The organism is Streptomyces sp. Tu 2975, assembly GCF_009832925.1.
Classification (GTDB): Bacteria; Actinomycetota; Actinomycetes; order Streptomycetales; family Streptomycetaceae; genus Streptomyces.
Window position 1 is genome coordinate 3,397,923 of record NZ_CP047140.1, and the last position, 16,249, is coordinate 3,414,171.

A 16,249-nucleotide genomic window follows, 5' to 3' on the forward strand; every position below is an offset into this window, starting at 1 on the left:
TGCCGCTTTCCGCGCGATGCGGTAACCCGCCCTGGCAGAGCGCCCATTGTCCCTCACCCCAGGACCGGTACGTCGTCCGGGTCCACCCAGTGGCGTAGGCGGCGCACCCGAATCCGCCACCCACCATGCCATCACATGGAGTGAAGTCCACCCCCCGCACTGGTCGGGAGCATGCACGGACGTGGTCACCGCCCCCCGCCACGATCCCGATTTCCCCGGGCGACGGGCCATCAGAGACGACCTGACGGGATCAGGGCCCGATCAGAGCGGCACGATCTCCGGCGCACCCAGCCGCGCCGCGTCCGCCGTCTGGTCATCCGGCTGACGCTGCGACTCCCGTTCCGCCTCCACCCTCTTCTCGTAGTGCTCGATCTCCTTCTCGATCTGCGCCTTCTCCCAGCCCAGCACCGGGGCCAACAACTCGGCGCACTCGCGTGCGCTGCGGGTCCCCCGGTCGAAGGTCTCGATCGAGATACGGGTGCGCCGGGTCAGCACGTCGTCGAGATGGCGAGCGCCCTCGTGCGACGCGGCGTAGACGATCTCGGCCCGCAGATAGTCGTCCGCGCCACCCAGGGGGTCACCGAGCGTCTGGTCCTCCGCGATCAGGGCGAGCAGTTCCTCCGCCATGGCGCCGTAGCGGTTCAACAGGTGCTCGATGCGCACCACATGAAGACCCGTCCGCTCGGCGATCCTCGCCCTGGCGTTCCAGAGGGCGCGGTACCCCTCGGCGCCGAGCAGCGGCGTGTCCTCCGTGACGCAGGCGGCCACCCGCTGGTCGAGACCGTGCACCGCCGCGTCCACGGCGTCCTTGGCCATCACCCGGTACGTCGTGTACTTGCCGCCGGCCACGACGACGAGCCCGGGTACGGGGTGCGCCACCGTGTGCTCGCGCGACAGCTTGCTGGTGGCGTCCGACTCGCCGGCGAGCAGGGGCCGCAGCCCGGCGTAGACCCCCTCCACGTCGTCCCGGGTGAGCGGCACGGCGAGTACCGAATTGACGTGCTCCAGCAGATAGTCGATGTCGGCGCTGGAGGCCGCCGGGTGCGCCTTGTGTAGGTCCCACCCGGTGTCGGTGGTGCCCACGATCCAGTGCCGTCCCCAGGGGATGACGAACAGCACGGACTTCTCCGTGCGCAGGATCAGCCCGGTCGTGGAGTGGATCCGGTCCTTCGGCACCACGAGGTGGATGCCCTTGGAGGCGCGCACATGGAACTGTCCGCGCTCCCCGATCAGCGCCTGCGTGTCGTCCGTCCACACCCCGGTGGCATTGACGATCTGGCGGGCCCGGACCTCGTACTCCCCGCCCCCTTCGACATCGAGCACCCGGGCGCCGACGACCCGCTCGCCCTCCCGCAGGAAGCCGACCACCCGCGCCCGGCTGGCGACTTGGGCGCCGTAGCTCGCGGCGGTCCGCACCAGAGTCGTCACGAAGCGGGCGTCGTCCATCTGGGCGTCGTAGTACTGCAGGGCGCCGACGAGGGCGTCCTTCTTCAGCGCGGGAGCGACCCGCAGGGCCCGTCGGCGGGAGAGGTGCCGGTGGACGGGCAGCCCCCGCCCGTGTCCCGAGGACACCGACATCGCGTCGTACAGCGCGACACCGGAGCCCGCGTACAGCCGCTCCCATCCCTTGTGCTGAAGCGGATAGAGGAACGGCACCGGCTTGACCAGATGCGGGGCGAGCCGCTCGAGCAGCAGACCGCGTTCCTTGAGTGCCTCCCTCACCAGGGCGAAGTCGAGCATTTCCAGATAGCGCAGTCCGCCGTGGATCAGTTTGCTCGACCTGCTCGACGTGCCGGAAGCCCAGTCACGCGCCTCCACCAGCCCGGTCGACAGCCCTCGTGTCGCGGCATCGAGCGCGGTGCCCGCTCCGACCACGCCGGCGCCCACCACCAGCACGTCCAGTTCGCGCTCGGCCATCCCGGCGAGCGCTTCGGCGCGCTCCGCGGGTCCCAGTGTCGCTGTCCTCACTGTTGCCTCCCGTCGCCCCCGTGTATTTCCTGCGGTCGGTCTCACAACGTCGAACCCGCAATGCCGGACTCACAAAGTCGGACTCACACCGTCGATTCTGTCCGTACTCGCCGACTTCAGCCACCGCCTGTGGATAACACTCGCTCGACCAGGAGCCCACAATCCGGCAGAACGGTCATATTTACGCCTAGTCTGACATTGCGCCTGCCCGTTCCGCCCACAGGGCTTGCGCTCACTGTCCCCTTCGGCTACGGGAAGGACGGCCACAGCCATGCCCGCAGATCTCGCCGTCATCGGACTCGGACACCTCGGTCTGCCGCTCGCCCAGGCCGCCGTGGCGTCAGGCATCGACACCATCGGCTACGACCCCGACCCCCGCCAGATCGCGGAGCCCGCCGCCGGAGTGACGCCCGCCGACATCCGGCGCATGCTCTCCGGCGGCTTCCGCACTGTCACCGACCCGGCCGAACTCGGCCGGGTACGCACCGCCGTCATCTGTGCGCCCACGCCCATGGGCGCCGACGGCACACTGGACCTCACCCCGCTCGCCGACGCCGCCCGGGCGCTCGCGTCCCGGCTGCGACCGCACACCACCGTCCTGCTGGAATCCGCGGTCGAGCCCGGCACCACCGAGGGCTTCCTCCGTCCGCTCCTCGAAGAGGGCTCCGGGCTGCGGGCCGGACGGGACTTCCACCTGGCCTACTCCCCCAGCCGCACCGACCCCGGCCGGCGCACACACGGCTACGCCAACACACCGAAGGTCATCGGCGGCCTCACCCCCGCCTGCACCGAGTCCGCGGCCGCCTTCTACGCCCGTCTGACCGACAAGGTGGTCCGCGCCCGCGGTCTGCGCGAGGCCGAGACGGTCAAGGTCCTCGAGACGAACTTCCGGCACGTCAACATCGCCCTCGTCAACGAGATGGCCGTGCTCTGCCACGACCTCGGCATCGATCTCTGGGACGTCATCCGCTGCGCGGAGACCAAGCCCTTCGGCTTCCAGGCCTTCCGCCCCGGCCCCGGCGTCGGCGGCCACGGCGTCCCCTCGACCCCGGCCCCACCCCTGCCGCCCGCTGCGCATGGTGGGCCTCGCGCAGGAGATCAACTCGCGGATGCCGCAGTACGTGGTCCGCCGCTGCGCCACCCTCCTCAACGAACACGGCAAGTCGGCCCGTGGCGCCCGCGTCCTGCTCCTCGGCGTCACCTACAAGCCGGACCTCGCCGACCAGCAGGGCTCGCCGGCCACCGAGATCGCCCGCCGCCTGACGGACCTGGGCGCGTCCGTGAGCTACCACGACCCTACGTCCCCGACTGGCGCATGGACCAGGTCCCCGTCCCCGCGCCGACTCCCTCTACGAGGCGGCCGCCGCGGCGGACCTGACGGTCCTGGTCCAGCACCACCGCACGTACGACCTCCAGGGGCTGGCGGTCAAGGCCCAACTCCTGCTCGACACAAGGGGGGCGACTCCGGCCGGGGCGGCACACCGCCTCTGACGCCTTCTCAGGGTCCGGTACGGCCGTGCAACGGTCCCATAACCGAGTGCCGTTCCGTCCTACCGGACTGCTAGTCTCCGGGACCGCCGCTCGCACGCTCGTGCGACGCCGTTGATCCCAGGGGGAATCCCAGCATGAGCCAGCCCGTCCCGCCGCCGTCCGGCAACCCGTTCGCCGGTGGCGACCAGTTCGCACCCGCGCCGCCGCCGGCCCCGGTCCGCAACAACCTCGGCCTCGGCATTGTCGCCGCCATCGTGACAGCGCTGGTCACGGCGGGAATCTACGGTGCCCTCGCCAAGGCCGTCGACGCGGAGATCGGCTACGCGGCCGTCGCCGTCGGCTTCCTCATCGGATTCGCCGCGGCCAAGGCCGGCGGCCCGAGCCCGGTGCTGGCCGTCGTGAGCGCCGTGCTCGGCGTCGGCGCCGTGTACCTGGGCCAGTTGGTCGGTATCGCGCTGATCCTCAGCGACATGGGCGGCTCGTTCGGCGAGATCTTCTTCCAGCACTTCGGCGACCTGACGAAGGTGTGGAAGGAGGCCGCGGAGGGCATGACGTACGTCTTCCTGGCCATCGCCGCCGTCACCGCGTTCGCCGGCGCCAAGAAGGCCAACGCCTGACGCGCACCCGGCACATGGGAAGGGCCCGGCACCGAGGTGCCGGGCCCTTCCCATGTGTGCGAACAGCGGGTCAGCGGCGGTGCTGCGAATCCGCCACCGTCACCTCGACACGCTGGAACTCCTTGAGCTCGCTGTAGCCCGTCGTGGCCATCGCCCTGCGCAGCGCGCCGAAGAAGTTCATCGAGCCGTCGGGGGTGTGCGAGGGACCGGTGAGGACCTCCTCGGTGGTGCCCACGATGCCCAGGTCCACCAACTTGCCGCGCGGCACGTCCTCGTGGACGGCCTCCATGCCCCAGTGGCGGCCCTTGCCCGGCGCGTCGGTCGCGCGGGCCAGCGGGGAGCCGATCATCACGGCGTCCGCACCGCAGGCGATCGCCTTCGGCAGGTCGCCGGACCAGCCGACGCCGCCGTCCGCGATGACGTGGACGTACCGGCCGCCCGACTCGTCCATGTAGTCCCGGCGGGCCGCGGCGACGTCCGCGACGGCGGTCGCCATCGGCACCTGGATGCCCAGCACGTTCCGGGTGGTGTGCGCGGCTCCGCCGCCGAAGCCGACGAGGACGCCCGCAGCGCCGGTCCGCATGAGGTGCAGCGCGGCCGTGTACGTGGCGCAGCCGCCGACGATGACCGGCACGTCGAGCTCGTAGATGAACTGCTTCAGGTTCAGCGGCTCAGCGGCGCCGGAGACGTGCTCCGCGGAGACCGTCGTACCGCGGATGACGAAGATGTCGACGCCCGCGTCGACCACGGCCTTCGAGAACTGCGCGGTGCGCTGCGGGGAGAGCGCGGCGGCGGTCACGACTCCTGCGTCGCGCACCTCCTTGATGCGCTGGCCGATCAGCTCCTCCCTGATGGGGGCGGAGTAGATCTCCTGGAGCCGGCGCGTGGCGTTGGCCTCGTCCATCTCGGCGATCTCGTCGAGCAGCGGCTGCGGGTCGTCGTAGCGGGTCCACAGGCCCTCGAGGTTCAGAACGCCCAGGCCGCCCATCTCGCCGATGCGGATGGCGGTCTGCGGGGAGACCACGGAGTCCATCGGAGCGGCCAGGAAGGGCAGCTCGAAGCGGTAGGCGTCGATCTGCCAGGCGATCGAGACCTCCTTCGGGTCCCGCGTGCGCCGGCTCGGTACGACGGCGATGTCATCGAACGCGTACGCCCGGCGGCCGCGCTTGCCGCGCCCGATCTCGATCTCAGTCACGTGTGTGGCCTTTCCTTCTGCATCTGCGCCTGGGCCCTACCAGTATCCCCGACGCACACATGAAGGGCGGCCCCGGCAACCCCCGGGACCGCCCCTTGACATGTGCGGGACTACTTCCTGCTGTAGTTCGGCGCCTCGACCGTCATCTGGATGTCGTGCGGGTGGCTCTCCTTGAGCCCCGCCGAGGTGATCCGCACGAAGCGGCCCTTGCTCTCCATCTCGTCGACGGAGGCCGCTCCGACGTAGCCCATGGTCTGGCGCAGGCCGCCGACCAGCTGGTGCAGCACGGCCGCGAGCGGACCGCGGTAGGGCACCTGGCCCTCGATGCCCTCGGGGACGAGCTTGTCGTCGGAGGCAACCTCGGCCTGGAAGTAGCGGTCCTTGGAGTACGAACGGCCCTGGCCACGGGACTGCATCGCACCGAGCGAGCCCATGCCCCGGTACGACTTGAATTGCTTGCCGTTGATGAAGAGCAGCTCACCGGGGGACTCCTCGCAGCCCGCGAGAAGGCTGCCCAGCATCACCGTGTCGGCACCGGCCGCGAGCGCCTTGCCGATGTCTCCGGAGTACTGCAGGCCGCCGTCGCCGATCACCGGGACGCCCGCGGCGCGGCACGCCAGCGCCGCCTCGTAGATCGCGGTGACCTGCGGGACACCGATGCCGGCGACCACACGGGTGGTGCAGATGGAACCGGGTCCGACGCCGACCTTGACGCCGTCCACACCCGCGTCGATCAGGGCCTGGGCGCCGTCACGCGTCGCCACGTTGCCGCCGATGACGTCGACGGGGACGCTCGACTTGATCTTCGCCATCCAGTTGAGGGCGTTGCTGTTGTGTCCGTGCGAGGTGTCGACGATCAGGAAGTCGACGCCGGCGCCGGCCAGCGCCTGCGCCCGCTCCAGCGCCTCCGGGCTCGCACCGACGGCCGCGCCGACGAGCAGACGGCCCTCGGCGTCCTTCGCCGCGTTCGGGTACTGCTCGGCCTTGACGAAGTCCTTGACCGTGATGAGGCCCTTGAGGATGCCGGCATCGTCGACCAGCGGAAGCTTCTCGATCTTGTGGCGGCGCAGCAGCTCCATGGCGTCGACGCCCGAGATGCCGACCCTGCCCGTGACCAGCGGCATCGGGGTCATGACCTCGCGTACCTGGCGCGTGCGGACCGTCTCGAAGGCCATGTCACGATTGGTGACGATGCCGAGCAGCTTGCCCGCGGCGTCCGTGACCGGCACACCGCTGATACGGAACTTGGCACACAGGGCGTCGGCCTCGGCGAGCGTGGCGTCCGGGTGCACCGTGATCGGGTCGGTCACCATGCCGGACTCGGAACGCTTCACCAGGTCGACCTGGTTCACCTGGTCCTCGATGGACAGGTTGCGGTGCAGCACACCCACGCCGCCCTGGCGCGCCATCGCGATCGCCATGCGGGACTCGGTGACCTTGTCCATCGCCGCCGAGAGCAGCGGGATGTTCACCCGGACGTTCCTGGAGACACGGGACGAGGTGTCGACTGCGTTAGGAAGCACTTCCGACGCACCAGGCAGCAGAAGCACATCGTCGTAGGTCAGCCCGAGTGTCGCGAATTTCTCGGGCACTCCGTCGACGTTGGTCATGACACCTTCCCCAATGGCCTTGATCGGTGCGGATGTCCATGCTAACGGCCCGAGCAGCCGTCTCATTCCACGATCAAGATCGTCGAGCAGCTTTGTACGTTCACACCACAGTCATACGCAGACGACCGGTGGACGGTTCACTGCTCCGCCAGCGCGCGCAGCCTGCTGAGCGCGCGGTGCTGGGCAACCCGGACCGCGCCCGGGGACATCCCCAGCATCTGCCCGGTCTCCTCCGCGGTCAGCCCGACGGCGACCCGCAACACAAGCAGCTCGCGCTGGTTCTCCGGAAGATTGGCGAGCAGCCTCTTGGCCCACTCCGCGTCGTCGCTGAGCAGCGCCCGCTCCTCGGGGCCGAGCGAGTCGTCGGGCCGCTCCGGCATCTCGTCGGACGGCACGGCCGTCGAACCCGGGTGGCGCATCGCGGCCCGCTGCAGATCGGCGACCTTGTGGGAGGCGATGGCGAAGACGAAGGCCTCGAAAGGCCGTCCGGTGTCCTTGTAGCGCGGCAGCGCCATCAGCACCGCGACGCAGACTTCCTGCGCCAGGTCCTCGACGAAGTGACGAGCGTCACCGGGCAGCCGGCTGAGCCGCGAGCGGCAGAAACGCAGCGCGAGGGGGTGGACGTGCGCCAGCAGGTCGTGCGTCGCCTGCTCGTCGCCGTCGACGGCACGGTGCACGAGCGCACCGATGGCTCCTTGGCCGGTCGCCGCCTCGTCGTCACGCATCGGTCCATGGTGCCCTGGCCCGCCGCCGTCCGTGGCACTGCGTCCTGTGTTATGCACCGAAGCGTTATGAGCAGGTGCGCCGGAACTCATCCCCTGCGCCCTCCCCTCCCGCTCGACCGACTCGTCCCCGAGGAACTCCACACCTCAAGGATGCGGCATCGCGCGGGAAACGGATGCCCTCCGGCATCCGTAACCCCCGCACCGTCCCGTTCGTACGGTCCTCAGCGGACCAGGCCCCAGCGGAATCCGAGGGCCACCGCATGCGCCCGGTCGGAGGCGCCGAGCTTCTTGAACAGCCGCCTGGCGTGCGTCTTCACCGTGTCCTCCGAGAGGAAGAGCTCACGCCCGATCTCCGCGTTGGACCGGCCGTGGCTCATGCCTTCGAGGACCTGGATCTCACGCGCGGTGAGCGTGGGAGCGGCCCCCATCTCGGCCGAACGGAGCCGGCGCGGGGCGAGCCGCCACGTGGGGTCGGCGAGCGCCTGGGTGACGGTCGCGCGCAGCTCGGCACGCGAGGCGTCCTTGTGCAGATAGCCGCGGGCCCCGGCGGCGACCGCGAGCGCGACGCCGTCGAGGTCCTCGGCCACGGTCAGCATGATGATCCGGGCGCCGGGGTCCGCGGAGAGCAGCCGGCGCACCGTCTCCACCCCGCCCAGACCGGGCATGCGTACGTCCATCAGAATCAGGTCCGAACGATCGGCACCCCAGCGGCGGAGGACTTCCTCGCCGTTGGCCGCGGTCGTCACGCGCTCGACGCCGGGCACGGTCGCGACCGCGCGGCGAAGCGCCTCTCGGGCAAGCGGGGAGTCGTCGCAGACGAGGACGGATGTCATGGCCGCCCTCCGCAGCTGATGCGCGTCACCTTGAGCCTCCAGGCTGGATACGTTTCTTCACCTGTGCGGTTGAACGCACTCGGACATGTGCCCGAGAGCTTGTTCTTTCAACCGCCTCCGCCCTCTCAACGACGGTCACTCGAAAGAGTTACGGGTCGCACGCAGCACTTCGGCACGCTCTGTGAGCGGGCCGCCCGGCATGCGTGAGCACCGGTTCTCCGGGCGACGGTGGGTCCGGCGGTGCGGCACGGGGCAAGGCGGAGGTTTCACGGCTCGTGGCCGGAGCACTCGTGCTCATCGGATGAGGGCCCCTGCCCCATTCAGCGGCTTTTCTTCCCTTTTTCCGGTGTCTATGGCTAGATTCGCAATGAGTCATATTTACATCTACTTACACAGCAGATGTACGGTCGTTGGCACGGTGCTGGTGCCGGATCCGGCGCACGTCCGGTCGGCGTCCCGCCCGTTTCCGACCTGGTCCTGTATCCACCCAGCACGGTTTCAAGGGGACATGCGCCATGGCAGATTTCTCTCGCCTTCCCGGACCCAACGCCGATCTGTGGGACTGGCAGCTCCTCGCGGCATGCCGTGGGGTCGACAGCTCGCTCTTCTTCCATCCCGAAGGTGAGCGCGGCGCGGCGCGAAGCGCTCGCGAGAACTCGGCGAAGGAGGTCTGCATGCGGTGTCCGGTACGGGCCGAGTGCGCGGCGCACGCACTGGCCGTGCGCGAGCCCTACGGCGTCTGGGGCGGACTGACCGAGGACGAGCGCGAGGAACTCATGGGGCGAGCACGCCACCGGCTGATCCCCGCCACGAGCGCGGGGGGTGTGGCTCGCGGCTGAAGACAGCGTCGCGCACACGAACCGAAGAAACGTTCCTGCACTTCGCCTGCTCCCCTACCGGCAATCCGGCCCCGTGCACAGGCAGTTGTTCCGGCGTCCCGGCCCCCGACGGGGGCCGACGGCCGCCACGCAGGACGCATACAGTGAACACAGCCTTCGCCGCCGACGCCGTGGATCCGCGGCCGCCTCGGATGCTCAGCGGGACGCCGCGAGGGTGAGCTGGGACAACGTCGCCGAGACGGCCGGGACATGGGCCAGGTCGGGCAGCGTCAGGGCGACGACCTCGCGGTGGACGGACGGCTCGACGGTCACCCGCCTGGCTCCCTTGGGCCGTACCGACTCCAGCGCCAGTTCGGGCAGCACGGCCACGCCGAGCCCCGCGCCCACCAGTCCGATCACCGCAGGGTAGTCGTCCGTGGCGAAGTCGATGCATGGGGTGAAGCCCGCGCCCTCGCACACTTCCACCAGCTGCCGCCGGCAGCGTGGGCAGCCTGCGATCCACGACTCCTCCGCGAGGTCGCCGATGGCCACCTTGCCCGCCTCGGCGAGGCGGTGACCGTCGGGCACCAGCCCCACGAGCCGGTCGACGAGCAGCGGCCGGACGACGAGGTCGTCCCACTCCGACTCGGCCCCTGCCGTGTCGTAACGGAAGGCGAGCGCCACGTCGCAGTCACCGTCGCGGAGCATCTCCACCGAGCGCGGCGGCTCGGCGTCGACGAGCGAGACCCGGGTGCCGGGGTGGGCCGCGCGCAGGGCGGCGAGGGCCGTGGGCACGAGCGTGGAACTACCGCTGGGGAACGAGACGAGACGCACCCGGCCGGCCCGGAGCCCGGCGATCGCCGCCACTTCCTCCTCCGCCGCGGTGAGCCCGGCGAGAATGCCGGAAGCATGGCGTACGAGCGCCTCGCCCGCCTGGGTCAGGCGCATCTCGCGGCCGGTGCGGATCAGCAGCGGGGTCCCGGCGGAGCTTTCGAGCGCCTTCATCTGCTGGCTGACCGCGGGCTGGGTGCACCCCAGTTCGCGGGCGGCCGCGGAGAACGAGCCGGTGGTGGCGACGGCGCGCAGGACACGGAGGTGGCGGGCTTCGATCACCCTTCAAGCATAAGGGATGCTTGGAGGGACAGGCGATCAACTGCCGGTTGCTTTGAGGCGAAGTCGGTTAGCGTGCGAGGCATGAAGCTTCTGACCGTGAACGTCGGCCGTCCCAAGGCGGCCGATTACACCGATGCACCCGGCGGCATGACCGGAATCGACAAGCGCCCGGCGGAAGGGCCAGTCCGGGTGACGGACCCGGGCCCAAAGGGGCAGGGCGGCAGCGGGCTGTCGGGGGACGCGGTCTGCGATCTGCGCCACCACGGCGGGAGCGACCAGGCCGTGTACGCCTTCGCCCGTGAGGATCTCGACACCTGGGAACACGAGTTGGGTCGCCCGCTCCCCAACGGCGTATTCGGCGAGAACCTCACCACCATGGGCGTCGACGTCACCGGGGCCAGGATCGGCGAGCGGTGGCGCATCGGCGATTCCGTGGTGCTCGAGGTCACCTCGGGGCGTGTCCCGTGCCGTACCTTCGCGGGCCGGCTCGGCGAGAAGGGCTGGGTCAGGCGTTTCACACGGAACGGCGTCTCCGGTGCATATCTGCGGGTCGTCGAGCCGGGCGAGATCCGCGCCGGCGACCCGGTGGAGGTGGTGCACCGGCCGGAGCACGAGGTGACCGTGGAGATGGCGTTCCGGGCGGAGACGACCGAGCGCGACCTGCTGCCCCTGGTCCTCGCGGCAGGTGACGCCCTGCACAGCGAACTGCTGAAGAACGCCCGCGCGTACGTCGCGAAGTACGGAACGGCGGCCGGTCCCGGCCCCGTCCCGGACGCCGGCGCCGCCTGAGCGCCCGGCGGGCGGCGTGGGGGCGCCGGGAAACGGAACCGGCCCGGGGCTTCGGGCAGTTCGCGGCCGAGGACAGCAGTGGTCAGGGAAGGCCCCCGCGCCGCACCCACACGCGGGGCATTAACGTGCCGACTATGACGACTGCACTGATCACGGGAGCGACCGCGGGCATCGGCGCCGCCTTCGCGCGGCGGCTCGCGGCCGATGGCCACAACCTGGTGCTCGTGGCCCGGGACACCGAGCGGCTGCAGGAACAGGCCACCGAACTGCACGACCGGCACGGCATCGAGGCGGAGGTGCTGACTGCCGACCTGTCGGGGGAGGACGGGATCGGCGCGGTCGAGGAGCGCCTGGCCGACCGCAAGCACTCCGTCGATCTGCTGGTCAACAACGCGGGCTTCGGGAACAAGGGCCGGTTCCTCGAAGTCTCCATGGCCGACGAGCTGACCATGCTGAAGGTGCATTGCGAGGCGGTGCTGCGGCTGACCGCGGCAGCGGCGGGGCCGATGCGGGAACGCGGCCGGGGCGGCGTGGTGAACGTGGCGTCGGTCGCGGCCTTCGTGCCCCGTGGCACGTACGGCGCCTCCAAGGCGTGGGTCGTGCAGTTCACGCAGGGCGCCGCCAGGGACATGGCGGGATCGGGGGTGCGGCTGATGGCGCTGTGCCCGGGATTCGTACGGACCGAGTTCCACCAGCGGGCCGGCATGGGCACGGACAACATTCCGGGCTGGATGTGGCTGGACGCCGACAAACTGGTGGCGTCGGCGCTCTCGGACCTGGCCAAGGGGAAGTCCCTCTCCATCCCCGACCCCCGCTACAAGGCGCTGATGGGCGTCGTGAAGCTGACGCCGCGCGGACTGCTGGGCGGGCTCACGTCGAAGACGGGACGGAAGTACGGGCCGCAGTAGCCGCAGACCGCACGGCATGTGATCTGCGTCACTAAAATGGAACGTATCCCATCGGGGGCCGCAGCGGCTCGGGAGACGCCATGAAGTTCATGCAGATCATCGACTACAAGACCGCCAGGTTCGACGACGTGAACGCGGTCATGGACAAGTGGGTCGAGCAGACCCAAGGCAAGCGGACCACCGGCCACGCCGTCACGGGCAAGGACCGCAGCGACAGCAACCACTACGTCGACATCGTCGAGTTCCCCTCGTACGAGGAGGCGATGAAGAACTCGCATCTCCCGGAGACGGACAAGATGTTTCAGGAGATGGTGGCCCTCTGCGACGGCATGCCCTCGTTCACCGACCTCGACGTGGTCCGTGAGGAACAGCTCAACGCCGCAACGGCCCGCCGCTTCTTCCACGAGATCGCGGCCGGCGGCAACCTGGACGCCGTCGGCGAGGTCTTCGCCGACGACTACATCGACCACGACATCGCCAACGAGGAGGACACCGAGGTCGGCATGGAGGTCATACGCCGGGACCTCACCATGTGGCGCGGCGCCTTCGACCTCACCTTCGAGCTCGACCGGCAGATCACCCAAGGGGACGACGTCGTGACGCTGTGGACCTTCAGCGGCCGGCACAAGGCGGAGTTCCAGGGCATCCCGGCGACGGGAGAGCAGTGCACCACGACCGGCACGACGATCTTCCGGTTCGAGGACGGGAAGATCAAGGAAGGCTGGTGGCACATGGACATGATGCGGCTGATGCGCCAGCTCGGCGCACTGTAGGCCGCACTGCTACGGGGCGGCAACGGGGAAGGCCCCCGTCCCCGCGCGCTGCGGGGACGGGGGCCTTCTCGGCGCTTGTCGCGTCAGTGGCTGTGGCCGTGACCGTGGCCGTGACCCGCGTCGCCCTCGTCCTCGGCCGGCTTCTCGACGACCAGGGTCTCGGTCGTGAGCAGCAGGGAGGCGATGGACGCGGCGTTCTCCAGAGCGGAGCGCGTGACCTTGACCGGGTCGATGACGCCGGCCTTGACCAGGTCGCCGTACTCGCCGGTCGCGGCGTTGAAGCCCTGACCCGCCTCGAGCTCGGCCACCTTGGCGGTGATGACGTAGCCCTCGAGGCCGGCGTTCTCGGCGATCCAGCGAAGCGGCTCGACGGCGGCGCGGCGGACGACGGCGACACCGGTGGCCTCGTCGCCCTCCTTGCCCAGGTTGCCCTCGAGCACCTTCACGGCGTGGACGAGCGCGGAGCCACCACCGGAGACGATGCCCTCCTCGACCGCGGCGCGGGTCGCGGAGATGGCGTCCTCGAGACGGTGCTTCTTCTCCTTCAGCTCCACCTCGGTGGCGGCGCCGACCTTGATCACGCACACGCCGCCGGCCAGCTTCGCGAGGCGCTCCTGGAGCTTCTCGCGGTCCCAGTCGGAGTCGGTGGACTCGATCTCGGCCTTGATCTGGTTGACGCGGCCCGCGACGTCCTCGCTCTTGCCGCCACCGTCGACGATCGTGGTGTCGTCCTTGGTGATCGTCACGCGGCGGGCGGTGCCCAGCACGTCCAGACCGGCCTGGTCGAGCTTGAGGCCGACCTCTTCGGCGATGACGGTGGCACCCGTGAGGGTGGCCATGTCGCCGAGCATCGCCTTGCGGCGGTCGCCGAAGCCGGGGGCCTTGACGGCCACCGCGTTGAAGGTGCCGCGGATCTTGTTCACGACCAGGGTGGAGAGCGCCTCGCCCTCGACATCCTCGGCGATGATCAGCAGCGGCTTGGAGCCACCGGCCTGGATGACCTTCTCCAGCAGCGGCAGCATGTCCTGGATGGAGGTGATCTTGCCCTGGTGGATCAGGATGTACGGGTCGTCGAGGACGGCCTCCATACGCTCCTGGTCGGTCACCATGTACGGGGACAGGTAGCCCTTGTCGAAGGCCATGCCCTCGGTGAAGTCGAGCTCCAGACCGAAGGTGTTGGACTCCTCGACGGTGATGACACCGTCCTTGCCGACCTTGTCCATCGCCTCGGCGATGAGCTCGCCGACCTGCTGGTCCTGCGCGGAGAGCGCGGCCACGGCGGCGATGTCGGCCTTGTCCTCGATCGGGCGGGCGGTCGCGAGGAGCTCCTCGGACACGGCCTTGACCGCGGCGTCGATGCCCTTCTTCAGGGCGGCCGGGGAGGCGCCGGCGGCGACGTTGCGCAGACCCTCGCGGACCAGCGCCTGGGCCAGCACGGTGGCGGTGGTCGTACCGTCACCCGCGATGTCGTTGGTCTTGGTCGCCACCTCCTTCACCAGCTGGGCGCCCAGGTTCTCGTACGGGTCCTCGATCTCGACCTCGCGGGCGATGGTGACGCCGTCGTTGGTGATGGTGGGAGCGCCGAACTTCTTGTCGATGACGACGTTGCGGCCACGGGGGCCGATCGTCACCTTGACCGTGTCGGCAAGCTTGTTGACGCCGCGCTCGAGGGCGCGACGGGCGTCCTCGTCGAACTTCAGGATCTTCGCCATGGGAGCGGTTCAGCCCTCTCGGATTTCGTGTTCAAAGAACTGCGCCCCTCGCCGCCCGGCATCAGCGGGGTGGCCAGGGGCGCAGCTCGAGGCAGAACTGGCGCGGAGTCCCAGGGGTCGATGACCCCCGAGCGCGCCCCTGCTTTCTACTTCTCGACGATCGCGAGCACGTCGCGGGCCGAGAGGACGAGGTACTCCTCGCCGCTGTACTTCACTTCGGTGCCGCCGTACTTGCTGTACAGCACGATGTCGCCGGTCTTCACGTCGAGCGGCAGGCGCTCGCCGTTCTCGAAGCGGCCCGGGCCCACGGCCAGGACGACGCCCTCCTGGGGCTTCTCCTTGGCGGTGTCCGGAATAACCAGGCCAGAGGCCGTGGTCTGCTCGGCGTCGAGCGGCTGGACCACAATGCGGTCCTCGAGCGGCTTGATGGCAACCTTGGAGCTGGCGGTCGTCACGATCCGACCTCCCCCTTCGGAGATCACGGGGTTAACTGATCTGAGGTGGCGACCAGGTGGATCCGTCGTCGCGGGTGCCGGACCTGCCCGTCGCTGTGTTGGCACTCTCACTTGGTGAGTGCCAGAGCCGAGACTATGACTGCGATTAGCACTCGGTCAAGCGGAGTGCCAATGCGAGACCGCGTGGCGTCCTGATTCGGACGGTGGCCCGGCAACGGCCCGCGCCTCCCGGCCACGCCCCGGAGCTCGGCCGCCCGGCCCTCGGCTCAGACGTAGTCCTCCAGCTTGGCCACGGCGTACCCCTTCCCCGTGATCGTCCGCATCACCCGCCGGATCACATCCGGCATGCTGCCCTTCCACTCCTCCTCGCCGCGGAAGTGCGTGAGGATGATGTCGCCCGGGTGCAGGTCCCGGTCCCACTCGCGCCACTCCATGTGGTCGGGAAACGCCTCCGAGGCCCACAGCGGCACGGCATCGATCCCGCACTTCTTGGCGACACGCAGGGTGTCCTTGTTGTAGTTCCCGTACGGCGGGCGCATCAGCCGGGGGCGGCTCCCGTACCGCTTCTTCAGCTTGTCCTGCTGGCCGCAGATCTCACGCTTCTGCTCGGCATAGGAAAGGCCGGGCAGATAAGGGTGGTTGAGCGTGTGGTTGTGCAGCGCCACGCCGCTGTCCCTCATCTTCTCGAAGTAGCCGTAGTCGTCGCTGATGACGTAGTCACTCAGGAAGGCGCTGTACGGGATCCGCAGGTCGGACATCATTCGCAACAGTTCCGGGTCCTTCTCCGCGCCGTCGTCGATCGTCAGGAAGACGATCTTCTCCTTCGTCGGGACGGTGGTGAACACGGGCGGCAGCCCCTCCCCGCCCGACACCTCGAACCCCTTGCGGGTGGTGATCCGAGGCTTGACGGCGGGCGGCGGTGGCGCCGCGAGCGGCACCTGCTCGAGCCCCCACTTCTTCGCGGCGGCGGCGCGGGCCTTCTGGGCGAGCGCAGCCTTCTCCCGGTGCGCCGGTCCGCCGCCGGCGACCTCGCGGGCCTTCCGGGCATCCGGCTTCGGGGCCTGTGACCCCTGCCCTGCTTCCTTCTCGGCGGCGGGCCGGGCGGGGCCGGGGCCTTGGGCGGCCCCTCGGCCGCGCAGCCGGAGCCGAGCGCGGCGACAACGAGCGAGGCAAGGGCCGCGCGGACCCGATACGCTCCTAGTTTTCCTTTTTGTCGTACTAGCTGCATGGCGACGCATCCTG

Annotated in this window: 13 protein-coding genes and 2 pseudogenes; 6 read left to right on the forward strand and 9 right to left on the reverse strand. The window is 69.8% G+C overall.

The genetic code is table 11. The features are described from left to right. Window positions 1-261: 261 nt before the first annotated feature. A complete protein-coding gene (locus GLX30_RS14780) occupies window positions 262-1,968 on the reverse strand; it encodes a glycerol-3-phosphate dehydrogenase/oxidase (RefSeq protein WP_159688450.1) in 1,707 nt (568 codons plus the stop codon). A 271-nt stretch (window positions 1,969-2,239) separates the two neighbouring features. On the opposite strand from GLX30_RS14780, the pseudogene GLX30_RS14785 reads away from it, so the two are divergent. Further along, window positions 2,240-3,459: pseudogene (locus tag GLX30_RS14785) on the forward strand (nucleotide sugar dehydrogenase). A gap of 134 nt (window positions 3,460-3,593) precedes the next feature. Beyond that, entirely contained in the window at window positions 3,594-4,076 is a 483-nt protein-coding gene (locus tag GLX30_RS14790) for a hypothetical protein (protein WP_159688453.1), read from the forward strand. Window positions 4,077-4,146: 70 nt separating this feature from the next. On the opposite strand, the gene GLX30_RS14795 is transcribed toward GLX30_RS14790, so the two are convergent. From GLX30_RS14795 to GLX30_RS14810, 4 genes are all read right to left on the reverse strand, one after another. Next, complete coding sequence (locus tag GLX30_RS14795) at window positions 4,147-5,271, reverse strand: GuaB3 family IMP dehydrogenase-related protein (protein ID WP_159688456.1); 1,125 nt, start codon at window positions 5,269-5,271, stop codon at window positions 4,147-4,149. Window positions 5,272-5,381: 110 nt separating this feature from the next. After that, a complete protein-coding gene (gene guaB / locus GLX30_RS14800) occupies window positions 5,382-6,881 on the reverse strand; it encodes an IMP dehydrogenase (RefSeq protein ID WP_159688458.1) in 1,500 nt (499 codons plus the stop codon). Between the two features lie 137 nt (window positions 6,882-7,018). Beyond that, a complete protein-coding gene (locus GLX30_RS14805; RefSeq protein WP_159688461.1) occupies window positions 7,019-7,606 on the reverse strand; it encodes a sigma-70 family RNA polymerase sigma factor in 588 nt (195 codons plus the stop codon). A gap of 221 nt (window positions 7,607-7,827) precedes the next feature. Then, entirely contained in the window at window positions 7,828-8,439 is a 612-nt protein-coding gene (locus GLX30_RS14810) for a response regulator transcription factor (protein WP_003948568.1), read from the reverse strand. Window positions 8,440-8,954: 515 nt separating this feature from the next. On the opposite strand from GLX30_RS14810, the gene GLX30_RS14815 reads away from it, so the two are divergent. Next, window positions 8,955-9,278, forward strand: coding sequence for a WhiB family transcriptional regulator (locus tag GLX30_RS14815; RefSeq protein ID WP_159688463.1), 324 nt, complete (start codon window positions 8,955-8,957; stop codon window positions 9,276-9,278). Window positions 9,279-9,473: 195 nt separating this feature from the next. Here GLX30_RS14815 and GLX30_RS14820 read toward each other — a convergent pair whose 3' ends face one another. Then, window positions 9,474-10,370, reverse strand: coding sequence for a LysR family transcriptional regulator (locus GLX30_RS14820; RefSeq protein WP_159688466.1), 897 nt, complete (start codon window positions 10,368-10,370; stop codon window positions 9,474-9,476). A gap of 81 nt (window positions 10,371-10,451) precedes the next feature. Here GLX30_RS14820 and GLX30_RS14825 point away from each other — a divergent pair, with 81 nt between their 5' ends. The 3 genes from GLX30_RS14825 to GLX30_RS14835 all read left to right on the forward strand — a co-directional run bounded on the left by GLX30_RS14825 (window position 10,452) and on the right by GLX30_RS14835 (window position 12,840). Then, the gene (locus GLX30_RS14825; RefSeq protein ID WP_159688469.1) at window positions 10,452-11,159 is read left to right on the forward strand and encodes an MOSC domain-containing protein; all 708 of its coding nucleotides are present in this window, start codon (window positions 10,452-10,454) and stop codon (window positions 11,157-11,159) included. A 134-nt stretch (window positions 11,160-11,293) separates the two neighbouring features. Continuing rightward, entirely contained in the window at window positions 11,294-12,067 is a 774-nt protein-coding gene (locus tag GLX30_RS14830; protein WP_159688471.1) for an SDR family oxidoreductase, read from the forward strand. Between the two features lie 80 nt (window positions 12,068-12,147). Beyond that, complete coding sequence (locus GLX30_RS14835; protein ID WP_159688474.1) at window positions 12,148-12,840, forward strand: ester cyclase; 693 nt, start codon at window positions 12,148-12,150, stop codon at window positions 12,838-12,840. An 83-nt stretch (window positions 12,841-12,923) separates the two neighbouring features. On the opposite strand, the gene groL is transcribed toward GLX30_RS14835, so the two are convergent. From groL to GLX30_RS14850, 3 genes and pseudogenes are all read right to left on the reverse strand, one after another. Further along, a complete protein-coding gene (groL, locus tag GLX30_RS14840) occupies window positions 12,924-14,552 on the reverse strand; it encodes a chaperonin GroEL (RefSeq protein ID WP_005313388.1) in 1,629 nt (542 codons plus the stop codon). A gap of 146 nt (window positions 14,553-14,698) precedes the next feature. Further along, entirely contained in the window at window positions 14,699-15,007 is a 309-nt protein-coding gene (groES, locus tag GLX30_RS14845; protein ID WP_005313390.1) for a co-chaperone GroES, read from the reverse strand. A 266-nt stretch (window positions 15,008-15,273) separates the two neighbouring features. Next, window positions 15,274-16,235 (reverse strand): annotated as a pseudogene (locus GLX30_RS14850) (polysaccharide deacetylase family protein). Between the last annotated feature and the right edge of the window lie 14 nt (window positions 16,236-16,249).